The sequence below is a fragment of the Stenotrophomonas sp. Ste96 genome, from assembly GCF_024519495.1.
Classification (GTDB): domain Bacteria; phylum Pseudomonadota; class Gammaproteobacteria; order Xanthomonadales; family Xanthomonadaceae; genus Stenotrophomonas; species Stenotrophomonas bentonitica_A.
The window spans coordinates 62,623-81,950 of sequence record NZ_JALJRX010000008.1 but is presented as its reverse complement, the minus strand read 5'-3'; the positions used below and the strand labels follow the sequence as shown (position 1 = coordinate 81,950).

The following is a 19,328-nucleotide window of genomic DNA, read 5'->3' as shown; positions in this document are numbered from 1 at the left end:
CTAGACTTGGACACTGCGCTGCTGGATGCTCGCCGGAAGATGCAGCACCAGATAGTCGATCAGGCTACGCACGGAGGGCAGCATCCCGCGGGGCGGTGGGTATAGCAGATGGATCACGTGGGTTGTCGCCGACCAGTCGGGCAACACTACCTCCAGCATTCCCGACTGCACCGCACCTGACACGATGGGCTCGGGCAGCAGAGCCACACCCAATCCATGGATGGCACCTTCCAGCTGCAGCCGCAGGTCGTCGGAGGACAGCCGCGGGCCGTGCTCGACGGTCACGGCTTCATCATTGCTGGACGTAAGCACCCACCTCGCCTGTCCTTCGAAGGCGTCGCCCAGGCGACTGATCGTGCTCAGTCGGGCCAGATCTTCCGGCCTGCGTGGCCGGCCCGCCTGCTCGAGTAGTGCTGGGCTGGCCACCAGCACCCGGCGCGCGCGCCCCAGCTCCCGTGCCACCAGACCCGCTGTATCGTCCATGCGCACATGCGCCCGCACCGCGAGATCGAAGCGCTCCTTCAGAAGGTCGGCTTCGGGGTCACGGGTATCCAGCTCGAGCTTGACCTTGGGATGTGAGACCAGATAGCCGGGCAGGATCGGGGCGAGATAGCTCTGTGCCATCACCTGCGGGCAGCTCAGGCGCACGGTTCCTGACGGTTCGCGCTTGAGGTCGGCCACACTTTCAAAGGCACTCTGTGCGCCCTCCACCAGGCGGCTTGCCTGGGCGTAAAAACGTTCCCCTGCTTCAGTCAGGGCAATACGTCGCGTGGTTCGCTGCAACAGGCGGACACCCAGAGCGTCTTCCAACGCAGCCACTCGGCGGCTCAATCGGGTCTTCTCGATCCCGGATACCCTCGCGGCAGCTGAGAATCCGCCGTGGCGAACAACGGCAGCAAAGTACGCCAGGTCGTTAAGGTCATCCATATCGTCATCATTGGTGCATATGAGCACCAGTCTTTGGTGATTTGGCGATCTTATCGTACGAATGGTGCAAATGTAGCCTGATTACCTTCGGCGCAGCTGCGCCTTGGTTATTGGAACTACTGATGAGAATGGTCATGTCCGGCGTGGCGAACGCCGTTCAAGCGGAGCACGGGGCGCACTTCACTGCCCGCCGACTGGTCCTGGAAGATCTACAGGGGCTGGCCGCGCCAGTGATGGGACTGGATCACTATCGGATGCGCGGTCCGACCTTTGCCCCGCACCCGCACGCTGGGTTCTCCGCCGTTTCCTATGTACTGGAGAACTCGGCGGGCAGCCTTCGCAACCGAGACTCACTCAACCACGATGTGGTCATCGCCCCCGGTTCCATCGTATGGACCCAAGCAGGCACAGGCATCGTGCACGATGAATTCCCAGCTGGTGTAGGCCGGGAAGTGCACGGCGTCCAGATCTTCATCAACCAGTCGCGGCGTACCAAGTCACTGCCCCCACGTGTGATGCACTTGGCAACGGGCGAGGTCCCGGTTGTCATGGACAGAGAACTGAACCGTACACGCGTGCTGAGCGGGCGGCTGTCCGGTGCGAGCAGCCCATTGAACCCTGCCGAGCCCTTCGATCTGTTCGATGTCCAGCTCATGGGGACATGGGCGTACCCCGTGCCGGCGACCCGCAATGTACTCGTGTACGTGTTATCCGGGGAAGTTGATGTCCGTGTCGGGGACGAGGTGCGACGAGCCAGTGCCTTCCAGGCAACCGCTGCACGCTTCACCAAACCTGGCCAACTGCAGATAGTGGGCTCGGACGCCGCGCACGTTCTCGTACTTGCAGGTACCGATCCGGGCGAACCGGTGGTGATGCACGGCCCCTTCATCATGAACGACTCGAAGCAGCTTGCTGCTGCCTTCGATCGCTACACACGCGGAGAGATGGGCCGATTGATGTCATTGGAGGGCACCGTATGAACGCACCTGTGTCCCCGGAGCAGCGCTTCCGCCGATGGGTCTACAGCTCGTTGACCGTAGGTCTGTTGCTGTTCCTGTACTTCATCATCGCAGACCTGCACATGCCCGTGAGCCCGGAGGCGCGCCTAGGGCGGAGAGTGGTTCAAGTCGCTCCAGAGGTCAGTGGACGAGTGGTATCCATCCATGTCCAGAACAATCAAAGGGTGGCGCGCGGAGACGTGCTGTTCACCATTGACCCGACGGATTACGCGCAGGCGGTGGCCGATGCCAAACTGCAGCTGGAGGCAAGCGAACGCGACAACCGGGCGATCGACGCCAGCATCGCGGGAGCCAAGGCGCAGCTTCTGGCAGCGCGTACCCAGGCCATGGAGTCCTCGCGCCAGGCGGCGCGCTACAAAGCGCTTGCCGGCAGCCAGTACGTTTCGCAGCAGTCCGCCGACGAACTGGCTGCGGCCAGTGCCGTGGCTGCTGCCCAGGTCCAGATCGCCGAACGCGAGCTGCAGCGTCTGGCGGTTGAGCGCGGCGCGCTGAGCGGCGACAACCTGAGTGCACGCCAGGCACTGGTCCGTCTGGAAACAGCGCATACCAGCCTGGGGCGCACATCCATCCGCGCTGCCAGTGAAGGCATCGTCAGCAACATGCAGTTGGAGCAAGGCGCGTATGCGGCGGCCGGCGTGGCCCGGCTGGCGCTGGTCACCCCCGCGCCCACGCTTTATGGGGACTTCCGCGAGAAGTCCCTGCGCAATGTGGTGAACGGGGACCGTGCAGCCGTGGTGTTCGACGCGCGTCCGGGGGAGGTTTTCCGCGCCGAGGTGATCGGCATCGATGCGGGTGTCCGTAACGGCCAACAGGCCGCCGATGGACAGCTGGCTGTCACCGAACAGACGGATCGCTGGGTACGTCAGGCCGAGCGTGCGCGGGTGAACCTGCGGCTGCTCGACGCCCCTGACGCGTCGCTCATCACGGGGGCGCGCGCCACCATCCAACTGTATCCGCATGACAGCGGCGTGCTCGATGTCATTGCAGATGCCCAGATCCGGTTGATCAGCTGGTTCCACTATGTCTACTGATGCCACGCCCCCCCCCCTGCGGCACACACTGACCGAGAACGATTGGGCCCAGGTCAAACGGTTGGTTTTCGGGGGCGTGCTGGCGTTTACCGTGTCAAAGGGATTCGGGTGGAACTATGGGCTCTTCTACGCCATTTACCCGTTGCTGCTGATGGGGCTCGTTCCGCTGTTCAGTGCCCACATCGCACGACAATTCCTGTACAGCGCGGTCGTCAACGTCACCGCCACTACCGTCATCGCAGGGGTCTTCGCCCGCTATCCGGCAGTCATGAGCTTGTTGGTGCTGCTCTTTTCAGTCGTCTGCTTCTGGCTGATGGCAACGGGGCAGGCCTTCCTGTTTGGTGCGATGTCGCTTGCATCCACCCATACGCTGGTACATCTGGCGAGCTATCCCGACACCGATGTACTGAACCTCTACGGGAATCATGTATGGGCTACCGTCATGGCGGTAGCAGTGGCGGCGATCGCCTATGCGCTGTTCCCTGACCGATCGCCCCGCCAGCCACCGCCGCGAATGCAGAAAACCACCAGCACGGTCCGCCACCAGATCCTTCTGGGCAGCATCGGGGCAACTCTATCCTTCGTAGTCTTTCAGGTCGCTGACCTGCGGGACTCGTTGTCAGCGCAGGTCGCCACGCTGCTGATTCTGTTTCCGATGACCTGGAGCGGGTCGAAGATGGCCAGCCTGCAGCGCATGACCGGGACGGTCGTCGGTTCCGTTCTTGCCCTGCTTATCCAGCTCCTGCTTTACACGCACTACGATCGCCTTCTGCTGGTCATTCCCTTCTATGCGTTCGGACTGCTGCTGTTCGCCGCGGAGCACGCGCGCGAGGCATCCGGGCCCGCGCGGGGCTTCGGAGCACTGACGGGGCTGGCCGCCCTGTTCGGACTTGCCACCCCATCCACGGACCTTTTTACCAATTCCCTCTACCGGATCAGCTCGGTGACGCTGTCGGTGGGGGCCACGTTGTTTTTCCTGTACGCCACGCACCTTGTGCTTAATCGCTTTGCAGCCACGCGGCTGGAAGCCCCCCGCCAGTCAAACTGATACCTCACAGGCAGTGGCCAACGCGTCCGGCTGCGCACTTTCCAATTAAACCACTGGTGCAGCAATCTTATCCGTTTAGCCATCTTTATCCCGTCCATGCGGAGGAGCAGAATTCTCCCATCGCAACGACGGAGCACCTTGATGGCTCACCCCACTACCCCTGAGTTTTCCCTTGTGCCGCTCAACCGCGGCGGCAACGGGGGCCACTTTCTCGCCGATGGCCTGCGCGGCCAGGCCGTTTCACTTTCCCCCTTCCTCGGCGTTGATCACTACTGGATGAGTGGCCCGACTTTCCCGCCCCACTCGCACTCGGCCATGTCGGCCGTCTCCTATCTGCTGCAGGATTCGGAGACGGGTATGTCCAACCGTGATTCGATCGGCACCGAGAATCTCATTCGTCCAGGCGGACTGCACTGGACGACTGCGGGGCGCGGGGTGGTGCACGAAGAAGTTCCTGCGGAACCTGGCAAGTCGGTACACGGCCTGCAGATCTTCGTCGCGCTTCCCGAATCAGATCGCAACATCGCCCCGTTCCCTCTGACCATTGAAGCAGACGCGGTTCCCGTCATTCACCAACCAGGCGTGCGGATTCGCATACCGGTGGGGCGCTACGCCGGCCAGCAGTCACCGTTGGTACCTCCGACCGATGTAACGATTCTGGACATCACGCTGGAACCCGATGCGCACATCGAGATCCCTCTGCCGGCGGATGAAGGCTTGTTTGCAATGCCCATCCGCGGCGCGGTGGAGATCCAAGGCGAAAGGTTTGCCTCGGATGACCGCAGCGTCCCTGTCTTTGGCGAGCGCCCTTCACCGCGCACGCTTGTACTGTCCGCCCGCGAGGGCGCTGCCCATGTCGTGTTGTTCAGCGGCCGTCCCTTCCCACTGCACTAACCCCGACCAGGAGAATCACCATGAAACAGCAACGCTTCACTGCCGAAAACACCGCCCTGCTGCTGATCGACCACCAGGTTGGCACCATGCAGTTGATCAAGAACATCGATACCGCCTTGGCGGCCAAGCAGTCCATCGCCTTGGCCAAGATGGCCAAGATCCTCAACCTGCCCACCGTCATCACCTCGAGCCAGGAAGAGAACGCGCAGGGTCCGATCCTGCCGGAGATCGCTGAGATCCTCCCAGAGGCCTATGCCGCTCGCGTCAAGCGTCCGGGCGTGGTCAACGCTTGGGCATATCCGGAGTTCCGCGATGCAGTGCTCGCGACTGGCCGCAAGAACCTGATCATGGCCGGTGTCACCACCGACGTATGCCTGATCTTCCCGTCCATTGATGCCGCCCTGGAGGGGTTTGCCGTGCAGGCGGTAATGGATGCGTCGGGCTCGCCGAGCGATCTCTCTGAAGAGCTTTCCCGCCAGCGTATGCACGACGCCGGCGTGGTGCTGACCACTACCAACACCCTGATGGCTGAAATTGCCGAGGACTGGTCTACCCCCAATGGCCAGCAGCTGATCGGCCTGCTGTTCAGCGACGTGTTCCCGGCCATGGGTGCCGGCATCGCCTGAGTCATCGAAAAAGGCATCGATCGGGACGCAATGCGCCCCGATCGAGTGTCCGTGTGCTTACCATGGTCTGGGACACGTGTGGCCGACATGCAAAACGAACAGTCTGAAATCCTGATCGTCGGAGGTTCCCTCGCAGGCCTGACATTTGCACTGGCGTGCGCAAGGCGCGGTATGCCGGTGCGCATCATCGAGCGCTCCCTCGGTCATCTGCGTGGTGGCGACAGCCTCACTGTAGACCTGAACATCCTCAAGGCAGTGGTTGGCTTCGATCCGCGCAGCGCCCCCGCACTGCAGGTTGTCCCGGCCTATCGCGACCTCACTACATGGAGTGCCCTGTATGGCTGGCTGCGCGATCGCGCAGCAGATACGCCGGGAATTATCATTGAGCAAGGCAGGAGTGTTGCTCTTGTCGCTGATGACCACGAGCAGCCAACGGTCACGCTTGACGATGGGAACATCCGCACGGGCCGGGCGGTGATTGGTGCAGATGGCTACCGGAGCATGATCCGCCGTGTAATCTCCCCCGAGGCACCATTCGCGCAGTATGCGGGCTACCTCGTCTGGCGCGGCCTGGTGGACGAGCGGTTGCTCTCGCGGCCTGTGGCATGGCCTTCAGATGGCGGGCTCTGGATAGACTTCATTGGCGGCTATCGGCTGGTGGCCGCCACACTGCCTGGACAGGACGGTTCGCTCGAGCCAGGAAAGAGGCAGATCACCTTTGCGTGGTTCGATTCACACCAAGAGGCGTTGCTACGTGACACAGGCTGCCTGACGGAAGATGGCAGCATCGTCGGAACACTGGCGCGAGGGATGATCGACCCCGCCGTGCGCGAGGCGTTGCTGGCGAAGGTCCACTCAGTCTGGCCGCCAACGTGGGCGGAAGCAGTCAAGAAGGGAATCACCGTCAACAATGTACTGAGCGGAGCCCCCATCGCCGAATACCGGCCCGAGCGGTTGGCCCGTGGCCGACTTGCCGTCATTGGCGATGCAGCGCATGTGGTCTCACCGATGACCGGCCGTGGATACCTGACAGGTGTTGAAGACGCCGAGATCCTGGGGCAGTCGCTTGCGGATACCCAGCACTTTCGAGATGTGCCCGCGGCGCTGGCAAACTATGAGTCAGCCAGACTCCCGTATGTGAGGGGCTTGGTGGCACACTCCATCAGGATCAGCGGCGATTTCCGACAGTACGCCGCACGAGCGTAAGTCGGACATCAGGGACGCGATCACATCATCGGAACTCTTCAACCCCCAGCCACTGCCGAGGCCGGTCGCGGTGGCTCTGTAGAACCGAATTTCGATCCATCCGCACCTACGTCGATGGACTGTATGCCGGTCTTCAGCGCACCGGAGGAGCTGCGCGTGTACGAAAACGCGTTCCATCCGCTGGGTAGCGTCGCCGCTGAGATCTTCCGCTCAGGCGCGGAATGGCTGGAACGCGTGTTGGCAGGTGAGTTGAGCGAAGCCGGTCGCGATGTACGTCACTACGTGCAGCGGAACGGCACTGTCAGCGATGGAAATGTCGACCCATGCTGGTGGCTGGGTCAGGGTCCTCCGGCCATTGCCTAGCTCCGCAAGTCAGAAAGCAATGCTGAACAGAGTAGAGTATGGCGTGGACGTTATCTGCAGATCCGCTAGTTGTACGCCGGTGCATAGCCGATCTAGAACTGGACGGTCAGAAAGGCCGGAGGCAGACGTTGCCTTTGTGCTTGAGCCAGAGAAGATGAATGCGCACAATCTCTACGTCGCGATGACTCGGGGGAGCAATAAGCTAATCGTCTGCTCTAGTTCAGCGCGACTGAGCTTCTAGCGTTCTTGCGTAGGCATCTCGAGGTCTCATCAGTCATAGCGGTTATCCATCCCCATTGCGGCCAACTTATGCTGTAAACGTAGGTCGGCTTGAGGCCACTGGAAGCTTGCCGCCCTGGGCGATTCAGCTAATTATGGGCCGTTGATTGTAGTTTTGTAGGCTGCGGCCAACTTGTGCTGTAAGCATGTGGTCAACTTATGCTTGCGCCCACACGCGCTGCCGATGCGCAGGCGCGACAGCCTCTTCCATGGTCACGGCGATGCACTTCTTTTGCTGAGAAGGTGATTTGCGAGTTCCTTGCCGCGGCGCAGTTGGGCGCCGTCCAGGCCAGCTGCGGCATTGTTCAAGAACGAGGCGCCATACCGACTTGAACCTGTGCGGAAGAATGCTTCGGCGTATGCATAGGCCATGACCGGGTCTTTCGAGGCCAATATGCCGTTCTTGTAGATGTCGCTCAAACGCACGTACGCGTTTGATTCGCCGGCCGCTCCAGCGGACTCGAGGAATCTGACGGTGTTCTGTTTGTAGTCGCGGATCAGATCCGGATCCAGCGAGTTACGTTCGTCTTCAAAGATCCTCGAAGCGTATAACGCGTAATCGAGCTGGGCGCGGATGTTTCCATGCTCGGCGGCATGGGTGATCGCGGTGAACACCTCTTCGGGACTCAGCGGCTCAAGCCAAAAATCCCGGCACAGCTCGTCGGTCGTACTCCTGATGTGACCCGCGGTGGCGGAGGCCTCGCGATCAATCTGACAACGCAGATCTGTTTCAACCAGTTCGTATGCCGACGTGGCACTGGCATCGGCAGGATGCTCGCCGCCTGCCTTCGCCGAAGGTCTGGTCGGCTGGTTCATCAGGCCGGGCGTTCTGGATGCTTCCTGATCTGATCGCGCAGCCGGGTCAGAAGCTTGCGCTGCTCCGCCAGCAGAGATTGGCAAGGGCGTGGGGTTTTGCCGGGTAAGCGATAGTCCAGCGGTTGCTGACAACGCGACAGCCATGACAGACGCCGCTACAACCGTCGTGCGTTTCATCGTGTATCCGGTCCCCTGAAAACCCAGCATCGGCTGAGCGTAGATGTATGCGGCATCTGCTGCTCTCAGCATGCTACAGCCAGGATCGGATGCCAACGACCATGAGCCCGTTGGCGGCGCGGCATTGAAGGTTTCACCGGAAACTTCTGTGGCGAGGTCCCGCACCGCATATGAAATCGCATGGAATAGGAATATACAAAAATAGAAACACGGCACATTTCGTTTTTGTTAAGTGCGTGTCAACTATCGTTCCGCCCCGGTTTGCGGCGCCAGTAATGGCTTTGCCGATTTCGCGATGAGGTTTTTCGCATCGCTTCATGTGCGCTTGCCGGTAGTGCGGCGCAGTTTTCCATCGGCCACGTGCCGATTGGCTTTCAGAGAGGTTGAATCATGAAGTTTCTCATCATCCCGGCAGCCCTTGCCGCGTCATTGCTTGTGTCCGGTTGTACGACCAGCAGCTGGATCCAGGCCGCCGGTGGCGTGATGCAGGCAAAGGACGACTACGACAAGCAGGCGCGCCACCAGCGCATCCGCGACGCCAATGCGGCGGCCGCACGTGCGCGCCGACAGTGAGTGCCGTCCCCATGACCAAGGCGATCCTGCTGGCGTGTGGTGTGGCCGCAGCGCTGTCTGGATGCATGCCCAGCGTCCTGCAATATGATCGCGGCAATCCGGTCGTGATGAGTTCGCTGCAGCAGGGCGCGACGCGCGAGTCGGTCCTGAGCGCCGCGGGCCGGCCGCTGGATGCGATGGTGCTGCCCGGCATCAACGGCGTCTGCTACAACTACCTTCTGCGCAACCGCGGCAATACATCGCCCTACTATGTGGCCTTCAACGCGCAGGGGCGCGTCGTCAACGCAGGCTATATCGCCTGCGAGAAGGCTCTAGCGGCGGGGGACCTGGACACCAGTGAGCCGATCAAGCAGCGCTATTGATTGATCGACAACGCGGTGCGCACGCGTGTCATCGCAGCAACGATGGCGCCTGGTCGATCCGCCAGGCGCCATTCAACGCAAGCACCACCGCGAACGTTCCGCACAGCAACACGTCGGCCTCATTGTTCTCGCGCAGCGAGTGGTCGGCGCCGGGCAGCATGAGCACTTCGACCTCCCCGATGAACGCATGCCGCTCGTGATGCCGGGCACGTACCATTTCCCGGTATGGCCCGCGAAGTGTGCGCACCACCGGCCGGTTGCCTGCGGCCTGCGCCGCTTTTTCAAGATCGATCACGTTGCCGCGCGGCATGCGCCAGACGATCCGCTCGGGTTGGCCGAACCACTCCAGTGCCTTCACCTCGCGGGTATGAAGGGCGCGCTTGGGTGGCGTGCGGCTCAATGCCAGCGCTGCGCGTCGGCTGCGCAACGCAATCCACAGCATGCTGCCCACGATGAACAGCCCGGCGGCCATCAGGTATACGAACACCAGCCCGAACCATGGCGAGCTGTTGGGAATACCGAACAGCATGGCAAAGAAGATGAGCAGCATCACCCCTTTGATCCACTCGACCTTGGTGTTCCTTGTCGCCATGCCGCATCCCTTGAGACACCCGCAACACGCGGGGAGCCGACCATTCTGGACCGCCAGGGGGTGCTCGTCAGCTGTTGGGGGACTTCTTTCGCAGGCTCGGCGCCTTTGGTCCCCGTGTCATTCGGCAGGTGTCGCTGGCCCCGCGGCTTGCTAAAACAGCCGGCAACCAAATCTCAGGTCATGGATGATGAACCGACGCTACTCACGGTTGTGCGGCTGCCTGGCAACGCTGCTCCCTGCGGTCACCTGTGCGGCTGTGGACCTTGCCGCGCTGGACAAGGACATGGCCGGCCCACGCATGGAGATTCTCGTTCTCGGCAGCGTGCACCTGAGCGAGTACAGGGATTTCGACCGCACATCGCTTGATCCCGTATTGGACAGGCTTGCCGCGTTCAAACCGGCGTTCATTACGATCGAAGCGCTCAGTGGCGAGCAGTGCGATCTGGCGATGCGTCACCCATCGGTCTACGGCAAGGATTTCTGTGCGAGCACGGAGAAGGCGAAGACGGCCACCGGCCTCGATGTGCCTTCCGCAATCGCTGAGATCAACACGCAATTGAAGGTGTGGCCAGCGGCGCCCACACCTGCGCAGCGTCGCAGGCTGGCCGCCGTGTTCCTGGCCGCCGGTGAGCGGGCATCGGCGTACGTGCAGTGGTTGCAGCTGCCCCAGGCCGAACAGCACGCCGGCGACGGATTGGATGGGACCCTGGTCGAGATGCTGGAGCAGTTCGGTACGCGCAACAACGAGGACTATCAGATTGCCGCCCGCCTGGCGGCGCGGCTGGGGCACCAGCGCGTGTACCCGGTCGATGACTACACCGGCGGGAGGCACCAGATTCCCGATCGCGAGGCCTTTGGAAAGGCGGTACAGGATGCATGGAGCAAAGACCGGTCCCAACTGCAGCCGGTCATTGACGAGCAGAAGCGCCTCGTCACCGCCAAGGACATGCTCTCGCTGTACCGCCTCACCAATGCGCCGCGGACGCAGGCGGTGATGGCCGAGTCCAACGTGCGCCCGGCCCTGGCCGCGGTGTCCGTGCAGCACTATCCGCAGATGTGGGTGCAAGGGTGGGAGATCCGCAATCTGCGCATGGTCGCCAACGTACTGGATGTGGTTCGCCTCCACCCCGGCTCCCGCGTGCTCTCCGTCGTCGGTGCCTCGCACAAGCCCTGGTTCGATGGTTGGCTGGCCCAGATGTCCGGCGTGGATATCGTGGATGCAGAGGACGTGCTCAAGGAATAGAGCGCGCACTTCGTCGGTGCCACGATGGAGGCTGCCGTGGGCCCCCGTGCCATCCGGCACGTGGCCCGACCTGCATCGGCCTGATAGAAAGGCGGCCACGGACCCCTCTTGAGGTGATGCATGAAGCAACGCGTGTTGTCGGCCTGGGTGATGGCCCTGATCCCGGTCTGCGCCCAGGCGCAGATCGACCTGGCGAGCCTGGACAAGGACATGGTCGGCCCACGCACGGAGATGCTCGTGCTGGGCAGCGTGCACCTCAGCGAGCACGAGGCCTTCGATCCCAAGGCACTGGACCCGTTGCTGGACAGGCTGGCCGCCTTCAAGCCCGGCTACATCACCATCGAAGCCATCAGCGGCGAACAGTGCGACCTGGCCAAGCGCCACTCCGCGATCTACGGGGATGACTACTGCGCCAGCACGGAGACGGCGAAGACGGCGACCGGACTGGACGTGCCCGCTGCGATCGTGCAGGTCAACAAGACGCTGGCATCCTGGCCGGCATCACCCACGCCCGCGCAGCGTCGCCAACTGTCCGCCCTGTTCCTTGCAGCAGGGGAACGGGCATCCGCGTACGTGCAGTGGCTGCAGCTGCCCTTGGCCGAGCGACGGGCGGGCGATGGCCTGGATGGCACCCTGGTCGAGCTGCTCAGGCAGATCGAAGCGCGCAGGAATGAGAGCTACCAGATCGCCGCGGTGCTGGCCGCGCGGCTCGGCCTGCCGCGCGTATACGCGGTGGACGACCACACCGGTGACAATCACCAGATCGCGGACCGCAAGGCATTCAGCGCAGCGCTCCAGCAGGCGTGGAGTGGGTATGGCCCCACGTTCGATGCCATGACGGAGCGCGAGGCGGCCTTCATCGCGTCCAACGATCTGCTCTCGCTGTATCGCAGCGTCAACGATCCTGCCGCGCTGCAGGTGCTCGCCGAGTCCAACGTGCGCCCAACGCTGGCGGCCGTGTCACCGCAGCACTACCCGCAGATCTGGGTGCAGGGCTGGGAGATCCGCAACCTGCGCATGGTCGCCAACATTCTCGAGGTCGTGCGTGACCACCCCGGTTCCCGCGTCCTGTCCATCGTCGGCGCGTCTCACAAGCCGTGGTTCGATGGGTGGCTGGGGCAGGTCTCGGGGGTGGATATCGTGGATACGCAGACAGTGCTCGGCGGGGAGGGCGCGACGACGACGCAGCCTGACGCGCAGCACCCGACCCCCTAGGCGGCGTCTGCGTGTGAGGACGTCATTGCCTTCGCGAGCACCTCGAACACCCGCGCATCCTGCGCCTGTGCAGCGTTGAAACGCAGGAAGCCGGCGGCGCGCAATGACGGGCTGAAGGCATTGCCCGGTGCCAGCATCACGCCTTCAGCGAGGCAGCGGCGCGCGATCGCGGCGGCATCCAGGCCTTCGGGCAGGCGGCACCACAGCAGCATGCCGGCCTGCGGCACCGTCCATGGTGTGATGCCAAGGGGCGCCAGTCGCGCCAGGGTGAGTTCACGCGCCGCGGTCAGCCGCACCCGCACGTGCTCCAGATGGCGCCGATAGCCACTGTCGGTCAGTGCGGCGTGCAGGATGTCGGCGGCCAGGCGCCCGCCACCGAAGCTGGTCGCGATCTTCAGGTCGGCGAGGCCGTCGATCCAGTCGCGGCGCGCGGCGATATAGCCGCAGCGCACCGATGCGGACAGCGTCTTGGAAAAGCTGCCGACCTGGATAACCCGCGACAGGCCATCGAACGCGGCCAGCCGCGGCGCGGGCGTGTGCTCGAAATCGGCGAACAGGTCGTCTTCGACGATGATCAGGTCGCTGCTGTCGGCGAGGGAGAGCAGCCGGTGTGCGGTGGCCGGCGAGAGCGTGGCGCCGGTCGGGTTGTGGATGCCGGAGTTGGTGATGTACAGGCGGGGTGCATGGGCCTGCAGCGCCGCGGCGAAAGCCTCCACGTCCGGGCCGTTCGGCGTGTAGGGCACGCCCACCACCTGCACGCGGTGCGCCTTGAGCAGCGCCAGGAAATTGAAGTAGCACGGGTCGTCGATGAGCACGGTGTCGCCGGGCTCGAGCAGGAAGCGGCAGATCAGGTCGACCGCATGCGAGCCCGATTCGGTGAGCATGATCTGTTCGGGTGCCGCCTCGACCGCGTGTCCGGCCAAGCGGCGGGACAGCAGTTGGCGCAGCGGCGGCAGGCCCAGTGGCGAGGCGTAATCGGCCAGCGCGGTGCTGCTCGCGCGGGCGGCGCTGCGCAGGCCGCGGCGGATCCCCTCGACATACATCCAGTCGCTGGGCAGCCAGCCGCTGCCGGGCTTGAGCACGCCGGCCTCGGGGTCCAGCGATTGCCGTGCCAGCCATAACGGATCGACCTGGCGATCGCGCGGTGGCCCCATCTCGGCCAGTGCCAAGGGCGCAACCGGGCCGGCCGCGTAGAAGCCGGAGCCGGGCCGCGACTGGATCAGCCCCTCGGCCGCCAGCCGTTCATAGGCTTCGACCACGGTGGATACGGACACTTGCAGTGTCTTGGCCTGTGCGCGTACCGAGGGCAGCCGTGCGCCGGGCAGCCAGCTGCGGTCATTGAGGCGGGCACGCACGCTGGCCATGACGGCCTCGATGCGGGTGGTGGGGAAGGTCATTGGAGCATCCGTACGGGTCGTTCGGCCATAACAGTTACGGCAAAGTGTATTGGACTGTACATGGAGTAGCGCCGCGCCGCCGTGGTCCACTGGCCGCCCCTCAAGGATGTCGGCATGGACAACGCAACCCGTGGCTGGATCAACGGTTTCATCGGTGTGGTGATCTTCGCCGGCTCGCTGCCGGCCACGCGGATCGCGGTACTGCAGCTGGACCCCCTCTTTCTGACCGCCGCCCGCGCCAGCATCGCGGCGGTGCTCGGCGGCATGCTGCTGCTCGCCCTGCGTCAGCCGCGGCCCACGCGCGCATCGTTGGCGCCCTTGCTGGTGGTCGCCCTTGGCGTCGTCGTCGGGTTCCCGTTGCTCACGGCCTTGGCCTTGCAGCACGTGTCTTCGGCTCACTCGATCGTGTTTCTCGGGTTGTTGCCGTTGAGCACCGCGCTGTTTGGTGTGCTGCGCGGCGGTGAGCGGATGCGTCGGGGGTTCTGGTTGTTCTCGGTGCTCGGCAGTGCGGTGGTGGTGGGCTACGCGCTGTCGACGGGAGTTGCCGCCTCCCTGCAGGGCGACCTGTTGATGCTGGCGGCGGTGCTGGTCTGTGGGCTGGGTTATGCCGAAGGTGCGCGACTGTCGCGCACGCTGGGGGGCTGGCAGGTCATCAGCTGGGCCCTGGTGCTGTCCTTGCCGTTGATGCTGCCGCTGGTGGCCCTGCGCTGGCCCTCGTCCCTGGCGGCCGTGGACGCGCCGGCGTGGTTCGGCCTGGCCTACGTGGCGGTCTTCAGCATGCTGGTCGGTTTCATGTTCTGGTACCGCGGGCTGGCCCAGGGAGGGATCGCCGCGGTTGGCCAGCTGCAGTTGCTGCAGCCGTTTTTCGGACTGGTGCTGGCGGCGCTGCTGCTGCATGAAACCGTGAGCTGGGCGATGCTCGTCGTGACGATGTGCGCGGTGACCTGCGTGGCCGGTGCGCGCCGCTTCGCGCGCTGACCCGGATCGGTCGCCGGTGCCGCTGATCCACGGAGCTGGCGTGGCAGGCGTCGCCCCGCCGGTTTGAGGCCACCCGGCGACTGCGTTATCCTGCGCGCCGCTTTCGCTGCCTCGGCAGGACCCTTGTGATGACGCCACCCTGATACCGCGTTGACGACGCGCCGGCCCTTGCGCTGGCTCAGGGAGTGCTTTGTCTTCATCACACAACGCGCCGTGCGGATCGCCGGTGCGTGGAGTCTGTCCATGTCTGTTTCCTATCCGCTGCGCCAGCAATGGTTCGGCAATATCCGCGGTGATCTGCTGTCCGGCGCGGTGGTCGCCCTCGCGCTGATTCCCGAGGCGATCGCCTTCTCCATCATTGCCGGGGTCGACCCCAAGGTCGGCCTGTACGCCTCGTTCTGTATCGCGGTGGTCACCGCCATCGCGGGCGGGCGGCCGGGCATGATCTCCGCGGCCACCGGCGCGATGGCGCTGGTGATGGTCGATCTGGTGCGCGATCACGGCCTGCAGTACCTGCTGGCCGCGACGATTCTGGCTGGGCTGCTGCAGATCGTCGCGGGCGCGCTGAAACTCGGCGCCTTGATGCGCTTCGTGTCGCGCTCGGTGATCACCGGCTTCGTCAACGCGCTGGCGATCCTGATCTTCCTGGCACAGCTGCCCGAACTGATCGGGATGCCCTGGAAGGTGTATGCCGTGTGCGCGGCAGGCCTGGCGATCATCTACCTGCTGCCGCTGCTGACCCGGGCAGTGCCCTCGCCGCTGGTGGCGATCGTGGTGCTCACCGCGCTGTCGATCTGGCTCGGCCTGGACATCCGCACCGTGGGCGACATGGGCGCGCTGCCGGACAGCCTGCCGACCTTCCTGCTGCCGGACGTGCCGCTCACCTGGGAAACGCTGCGCATCCTGCTGCCCGTCTCGGCCACGCTGGCGGTGGTGGGCCTGCTGGAATCGATGATGACCGCGCAGATCGTGGAAGACATGACCGACACGCCCAGCCAGCGCAACCGCGAGTGTGCCGGCCAGGGCCTGGCCAACATCACGGCCGGGCTGTTCGGCGGCATGGGCGGCTGCGCCATGATCGGCCAGTCGGTGATCAACGTCTCATCCGGGGGCCGCGGGCGGTTGTCCTGCCTGGTGGCCGGCGTGCTGTTGCTGCTGCTGGTGGTCTACGGCGCGGAGTGGGTCCGGCAGATTCCGATGGCCGCGCTGGTCGCGGTGATGATCATGGTCAGCATCGGGACGTTCCATTGGCGCTCGTTCGCCGAGTTCCGGCTGCATCCCAAGAGCTCCTCGCTGGTGATGCTGGGCACGGTGATCGTGACGGTCGCCACGCATGACCTGGCCAAGGGCGTGCTCACCGGGGTGCTGCTGTCGGCGCTGTTCTTCGCCCGCAAGGTCGGCCGGATGCTGGAGATCGCCGATGCCGAAGCCGCCGACGGCAGCCGTGTCTACACGGTCAGCGGGCAGGTGTTCTTCGCCTCGGCCGGGCAGTTCGCGGCGGCCTTCGATCTGCTGCATGTGCCCGAGCGCGTGGTCATCGATCTGAGCAACGCGCACTTCTGGGACCTCAGTGCGGTCGGTGCACTGGAGCGGGTGGCCGGCAAGCTGCGCGCGCGTGGCGCCAGCGTGGAGGTGATCGGACTCAATGCCGCCAGCCAGACGCTGGTGGAGCGGCTGGGGCGTGGCGAGCGCGGCGCGGGCGTTCACTGAACACGGTCAGGAATCGGCGCTAAACATCGGGCCGATCACGCCGTTATCCAGCTGAGTCCCTTCTCTGGGCCGGCGCCGTCAGGGTGCCGGCAGGTGGTATCTCCACAGAGCAGGGCGGTGGCATCGATCCCCGCTGGCCGCGCCGTGACTGCACCGCGCGCGTGCCGGCCCGCAATGGACTGCGTGTTTCCGTGGCGGCGCACGCGTGCGTCCGCCGGTATGCCCTTTTTCCGGAACCGCCCCCCATGCCCGTGTCCCGCCCCACCGCGTCCAAGCGCCCTGGCAGCATCGCCAACCGACTGATGCTGGGTACGGCGTTGATCGCCATGCTCTGCTTCGGTGTCACCGCCGCCATCAGCTATCGCGAAGCCAGCGCGTCGCTGGTCGATGCCTCACGCCACACCATGCAGAGCGAGGCCCAGGCCGAAGCGCTGCGGGTGAGTGGTGATCTTTCCAGTGCCTTCGCCACCAGCCAGGCGCTGGCGCAGAACCTGCTGGTGCAGCGCGCCGCGGGTACGCTGTCGCGGGCGACGGTCGCCGCCGTGATCCACCAGCAGGTGCAGGTACACCCGGAGTGGGTCGGGTTCGGCACGCTGTGGGAGCCGGAAGCCTTCGATGGCAAGGACACCGAGTTCGTCGGTGCCGAGGCACACGATGATACCGGCCGCTTCATGAGCTACTGGGCCTGGCACGACGGTACGCCGATGCAGGATGCGCTGAAGGGCTACGACGTGCCCGGCGACGGCGACTGGTATCTCAAGCCAAAGCAGTTGAAGCGGCAGACGGTGGCCGAGCCTTATACGTACGAGATCGGTGGCCAGAAGGTGCTGATGACCACGCTGTCCACCCCGGTGATCGATGACGGCACCTTCCTCGGCGTGGTGACGGTGGATTTCGCGCTGGCCGCACTGCAGAAGCACCTGGCCGCGTTGCGCCCGATGGGTGAAGGTCACGTTGAACTGATCTCGCCCGGCGGCATCGTGCTGGCCGCGGAGGACCCGAACGAGATCGGCAAGCGTCGCGAGGATGCGGTGACCACGCAGGTGTTGGCCGCGGTGAAGGCGGACAAGACCTTCGATGCCTTCGAACCGGATGCGGCCGGCAACGTAAAGACCTATGTGCCGCTGCGCATCGGTGGCAGCCAGGAGCATTTCGCGCTCGGTGTGAGCGTGCCGCACGCGCTGATCACCGCGCAGGCACGTGCGCTGCTGTGGATCATTCTCGCCGTTGGCCTGGGCGCGGCGCTGGTGCTCAGCGGCAGCGTGTACGTGCTGCTGCGCCGCCAGGCGATCCGTCCGCTGGCCGATGCGGTCCGCCTGTCCGCCGAGGTGGCCGAAGGCCGTCTGGACACGCCGCTGCCGCCCGCGCGCAACGACGAAGTCGGGCGCCTGCTCGAATCGATGCAGCGAATGCGCAGCCAGTTGCGCGCCGTGATGGCGGCGCAGGGGGAGATGGCCCAGCGCCACGAGGCCGGTGAGTTGAGCTACCGCATGGACGCGCAGGCCTTCCCCGGCGAGTACGGCAAGATGGTGGAAGACACCAATCAGCTGGTTGGCGCCAACATCGCGGTCACGCGCCGTCTGGTCGAGGTGATGCAGCGCTACGCGGTCGGTGACCTGAGCCAGGACATGGACCGCCTGCCCGGCGAGCAGGCCGCCTTTACCGCGGCGATGGATACCACCAAGGCCAACCTGCGCGCCATCAATACCCAGATCGGGGACCTGGCCGGCGCGGCGGCGGTGGGCGATTTCAGCCAGCGTGGCGACGTGGTGCGCTTCGACCACGACTTCCGCGCCATGGTCGAAAACCTCAACACGATGATGCAGGTCAGTGATGACAATCTGCAGCAGATTTCCGCGCTGCTGCGCGCCATCGCAGCGGGTGATCTCACGGCACGCATGCGCGGTGAGTTCCATGGCGTGTTCGCCCGGATGCGTGACGACGCCGATACCACGGTCGCGCAGCTGACCGATATCGTCGGCCGCATCCAGCAGGCCACCGGCAGCATCAACCTGGCCGCCGGTGAGATCGCCGCGGGCAACAGCGATCTGTCGCGCCGCACCGAGCAGCAGGCCGCCAGCCTGGAAGAGACCGCCGCCTCGATGGAGGAGCTCACCTCCACGGTCCGGCAGAACGCGGACCATGCGGTGCAGGCCAACCAGCTCGCCGCCGGTGCTGCCGAGGTGGCCTCGCAGGGCGGCGTGGTCGTCGGCCAGGTGGTGACCACCATGGCCGGCATCGAGGCCTCGTCCAAGCGCATCGCCGAGATCATCTCGGTGATCGACGGCATTGCCTTCCAGACCAACATCCTGGCCTTGAACGCCGCCGTCGAAGCAGCCCGGGCCGGCGAGCAGGGCCGTGGTTTCGCGGTGGTGGCCACGGAAGTGCGCGCGCTGGCCCAGCGCTCGGCGGGCGCCGCCAAGGAGATCAAGACGTTGATCGACGACTCGGTGACCCAGGTCAGTGCGGGCTCGGCACTGGTGCAGACCGCCGGCCGCACGATGGAGGAGATCGTCACCGGCGTGCGTCGGGTCAACGACATCATGGCCGAGATCTCGGCCGCCTCGAAAGAGCAGTCTGCCGGCATCGAGCAGGTCAACCAGACCATCACCCAGATGGACGAGACCACTCAGCAGAATGCCGCGCTGGTGGAGGAAGCCACGGCGGCGGCGCGTGCGATGGAGGAGCAGGCCCAGCAGCTGGGTACTGCGGTGGCGATCTTCCGCCTGCAGTCCAGTGCTGGCGCGGCCAGCACATCGGCACGCCGGGCCGCGCCCGCGCGCAGCGCCGCGCGGATGCCGGCAGCGGCCGTGGCCGGAGACGGGGACGACTGGCAGACCTTCTGATCCTGCCCGGCGTGCCACTTCCAATG

18 protein-coding genes are annotated in these 19,328 nt (G+C 64.7%); 14 read left to right on the top strand and 4 right to left on the bottom strand.

Going from position 1 to position 19,328, the window contains the following annotated elements; translation table 11 throughout:
• Nucleotides 1–927, bottom strand: coding sequence for a LysR substrate-binding domain-containing protein (locus OC373_RS16835; protein ID WP_261998134.1), 927 nt, complete (start codon nt 925–927; stop codon nt 1–3).
• 122 nt (nt 928–1,049) lie between these two features.
• Between OC373_RS16835 and OC373_RS16830 the strand changes: the two genes are divergently transcribed.
• The 7 genes from OC373_RS16830 to OC373_RS16800 all read left to right on the top strand — a co-directional run bounded on the left by OC373_RS16830 (nt 1,050) and on the right by OC373_RS16800 (nt 7,114).
• A complete protein-coding gene (locus tag OC373_RS16830; RefSeq protein WP_261998133.1) occupies nt 1,050–1,907 on the top strand; it encodes a pirin family protein in 858 nt (285 codons plus the stop codon).
• On the top strand, nt 1,904–2,977 hold the full coding sequence (locus OC373_RS16825) for an HlyD family secretion protein (protein ID WP_261998132.1): 1,074 nt from the start codon (nt 1,904–1,906) through the stop codon (nt 2,975–2,977). Before OC373_RS16830 ends, OC373_RS16825 begins: the two co-directional genes overlap by 4 nt.
• Nucleotides 2,967–4,025 (top strand): DUF2955 domain-containing protein, encoded by a 1,059-nt coding sequence (locus OC373_RS16820; protein WP_261998131.1) that lies wholly within the window; start codon nt 2,967–2,969, stop codon nt 4,023–4,025. The genes OC373_RS16825 and OC373_RS16820 overlap by 11 nt, the downstream gene beginning before the upstream one ends.
• Before the next feature lie 141 nt (nt 4,026–4,166).
• Nucleotides 4,167–4,919, top strand: a complete 753-nt coding sequence (locus OC373_RS16815; protein WP_261998130.1) for a pirin family protein — start codon at nt 4,167–4,169, stop codon at nt 4,917–4,919.
• A 20-nt stretch (nt 4,920–4,939) separates the two neighbouring features.
• The gene (locus OC373_RS16810) at nt 4,940–5,545 is read left to right on the top strand and encodes an isochorismatase family protein (protein WP_261998129.1); all 606 of its coding nucleotides are present in this window, start codon (nt 4,940–4,942) and stop codon (nt 5,543–5,545) included.
• A gap of 87 nt (nt 5,546–5,632) precedes the next feature.
• Entirely contained in the window at nt 5,633–6,751 is a 1,119-nt protein-coding gene (locus OC373_RS16805) for an FAD-dependent monooxygenase (RefSeq protein WP_261998128.1), read from the top strand.
• A gap of 123 nt (nt 6,752–6,874) precedes the next feature.
• On the top strand, nt 6,875–7,114 hold the full coding sequence (locus OC373_RS16800) for a hypothetical protein (protein WP_261998127.1): 240 nt from the start codon (nt 6,875–6,877) through the stop codon (nt 7,112–7,114).
• A 492-nt stretch (nt 7,115–7,606) separates the two neighbouring features.
• Here OC373_RS16800 and OC373_RS16795 read toward each other — a convergent pair whose 3' ends face one another.
• The gene (locus tag OC373_RS16795; protein WP_261998126.1) at nt 7,607–8,386 is read right to left on the bottom strand and encodes a hypothetical protein; all 780 of its coding nucleotides are present in this window, start codon (nt 8,384–8,386) and stop codon (nt 7,607–7,609) included.
• Nucleotides 8,387–8,776: 390 nt separating this feature from the next.
• On the opposite strand from OC373_RS16795, the gene OC373_RS16790 reads away from it, so the two are divergent.
• Both OC373_RS16790 and OC373_RS16785 read left to right on the top strand, forming a co-directional pair.
• Nucleotides 8,777–8,959: a hypothetical protein gene (locus OC373_RS16790; RefSeq protein WP_026069841.1), complete on the top strand. Its 183-nt coding sequence runs from the start codon at nt 8,777–8,779 to the stop codon at nt 8,957–8,959.
• 11 nt (nt 8,960–8,970) lie between these two features.
• Nucleotides 8,971–9,321 (top strand): outer membrane protein assembly factor BamE, encoded by a 351-nt coding sequence (locus OC373_RS16785; protein WP_261998125.1) that lies wholly within the window; start codon nt 8,971–8,973, stop codon nt 9,319–9,321.
• 28 nt (nt 9,322–9,349) lie between these two features.
• Here OC373_RS16785 and OC373_RS16780 read toward each other — a convergent pair whose 3' ends face one another.
• The gene (locus OC373_RS16780) at nt 9,350–9,874 is read right to left on the bottom strand and encodes a hypothetical protein (RefSeq protein ID WP_156785703.1); all 525 of its coding nucleotides are present in this window, start codon (nt 9,872–9,874) and stop codon (nt 9,350–9,352) included.
• 226 nt (nt 9,875–10,100) lie between these two features.
• On the opposite strand from OC373_RS16780, the gene OC373_RS16775 reads away from it, so the two are divergent.
• Both OC373_RS16775 and OC373_RS16770 read left to right on the top strand, forming a co-directional pair.
• On the top strand, nt 10,101–11,156 hold the full coding sequence (locus OC373_RS16775; protein WP_261998124.1) for a DUF5694 domain-containing protein: 1,056 nt from the start codon (nt 10,101–10,103) through the stop codon (nt 11,154–11,156).
• A 120-nt stretch (nt 11,157–11,276) separates the two neighbouring features.
• Entirely contained in the window at nt 11,277–12,371 is a 1,095-nt protein-coding gene (locus tag OC373_RS16770; protein WP_261998123.1) for a DUF5694 domain-containing protein, read from the top strand.
• Here OC373_RS16770 and OC373_RS16765 read toward each other — a convergent pair.
• Entirely contained in the window at nt 12,368–13,768 is a 1,401-nt protein-coding gene (locus OC373_RS16765) for a PLP-dependent aminotransferase family protein (protein WP_070426012.1), read from the bottom strand. The genes OC373_RS16770 and OC373_RS16765 overlap by 4 nt on opposite strands.
• A gap of 114 nt (nt 13,769–13,882) precedes the next feature.
• Between OC373_RS16765 and OC373_RS16760 the strand changes: the two genes are divergently transcribed.
• The 3 genes from OC373_RS16760 (at nt 13,883) to OC373_RS18885 (ending at nt 19,302) form a co-directional block, all read left to right on the top strand.
• A complete protein-coding gene (locus tag OC373_RS16760; RefSeq protein ID WP_261998122.1) occupies nt 13,883–14,746 on the top strand; it encodes a DMT family transporter in 864 nt (287 codons plus the stop codon).
• Nucleotides 14,747–14,989: 243 nt separating this feature from the next.
• Nucleotides 14,990–16,456 carry a SulP family inorganic anion transporter gene (locus OC373_RS16755; protein ID WP_070426010.1) on the top strand — a complete coding sequence of 489 codons (1,467 nt, stop codon included), beginning with the start codon at nt 14,990–14,992 and terminating at the stop codon, nt 16,454–16,456.
• Between the two features lie 245 nt (nt 16,457–16,701).
• Nucleotides 16,702–19,302 (top strand): methyl-accepting chemotaxis protein, encoded by a 2,601-nt coding sequence (locus OC373_RS18885; RefSeq protein ID WP_315985472.1) that lies wholly within the window; start codon nt 16,702–16,704, stop codon nt 19,300–19,302.
• Nucleotides 19,303–19,328: the final 26 nt, after the last annotated feature.

Bases quoted from the DNA above. Each gene is read 5' to 3' on its own strand.
- OC373_RS16835 (WP_261998134.1), bottom strand. From the start codon at position 927: ATGGATGACCTTAACGACCTGGCGTACTTTGCTGCCGTTGTTCGCCAC.
- OC373_RS16830 (WP_261998133.1), top strand. From the start codon at position 1,050: ATGAGAATGGTCATGTCCGGCGTGGCGAACGCCGTTCAAGCGGAGCAC.
- OC373_RS16825 (WP_261998132.1), top strand. From the start codon at position 1,904: ATGAACGCACCTGTGTCCCCGGAGCAGCGCTTCCGCCGATGGGTCTAC.
- OC373_RS16820 (WP_261998131.1), top strand. From the start codon at position 2,967: ATGTCTACTGATGCCACGCCCCCCCCCCTGCGGCACACACTGACCGAG.
- OC373_RS16815 (WP_261998130.1), top strand. From the start codon at position 4,167: ATGGCTCACCCCACTACCCCTGAGTTTTCCCTTGTGCCGCTCAACCGC.
- OC373_RS16810 (WP_261998129.1), top strand. From the start codon at position 4,940: ATGAAACAGCAACGCTTCACTGCCGAAAACACCGCCCTGCTGCTGATC.
- OC373_RS16805 (WP_261998128.1), top strand. From the start codon at position 5,633: ATGCAAAACGAACAGTCTGAAATCCTGATCGTCGGAGGTTCCCTCGCA.
- OC373_RS16800 (WP_261998127.1), top strand. From the start codon at position 6,875: ATGCCGGTCTTCAGCGCACCGGAGGAGCTGCGCGTGTACGAAAACGCG.
- OC373_RS16795 (WP_261998126.1), bottom strand. From the start codon at position 8,386: ATGAAACGCACGACGGTTGTAGCGGCGTCTGTCATGGCTGTCGCGTTG.
- OC373_RS16790 (WP_026069841.1), top strand. From the start codon at position 8,777: ATGAAGTTTCTCATCATCCCGGCAGCCCTTGCCGCGTCATTGCTTGTG.
- OC373_RS16785 (WP_261998125.1), top strand. From the start codon at position 8,971: ATGACCAAGGCGATCCTGCTGGCGTGTGGTGTGGCCGCAGCGCTGTCT.
- OC373_RS16775 (WP_261998124.1), top strand. From the start codon at position 10,101: ATGAACCGACGCTACTCACGGTTGTGCGGCTGCCTGGCAACGCTGCTC.
- OC373_RS16770 (WP_261998123.1), top strand. From the start codon at position 11,277: ATGAAGCAACGCGTGTTGTCGGCCTGGGTGATGGCCCTGATCCCGGTC.
- OC373_RS16765 (WP_070426012.1), bottom strand. From the start codon at position 13,768: ATGACCTTCCCCACCACCCGCATCGAGGCCGTCATGGCCAGCGTGCGT.
- OC373_RS16760 (WP_261998122.1), top strand. From the start codon at position 13,883: ATGGACAACGCAACCCGTGGCTGGATCAACGGTTTCATCGGTGTGGTG.
- OC373_RS16755 (WP_070426010.1), top strand. From the start codon at position 14,990: ATGTCTGTTTCCTATCCGCTGCGCCAGCAATGGTTCGGCAATATCCGC.
- OC373_RS18885 (WP_315985472.1), top strand. From the start codon at position 16,702: ATGCCCGTGTCCCGCCCCACCGCGTCCAAGCGCCCTGGCAGCATCGCC.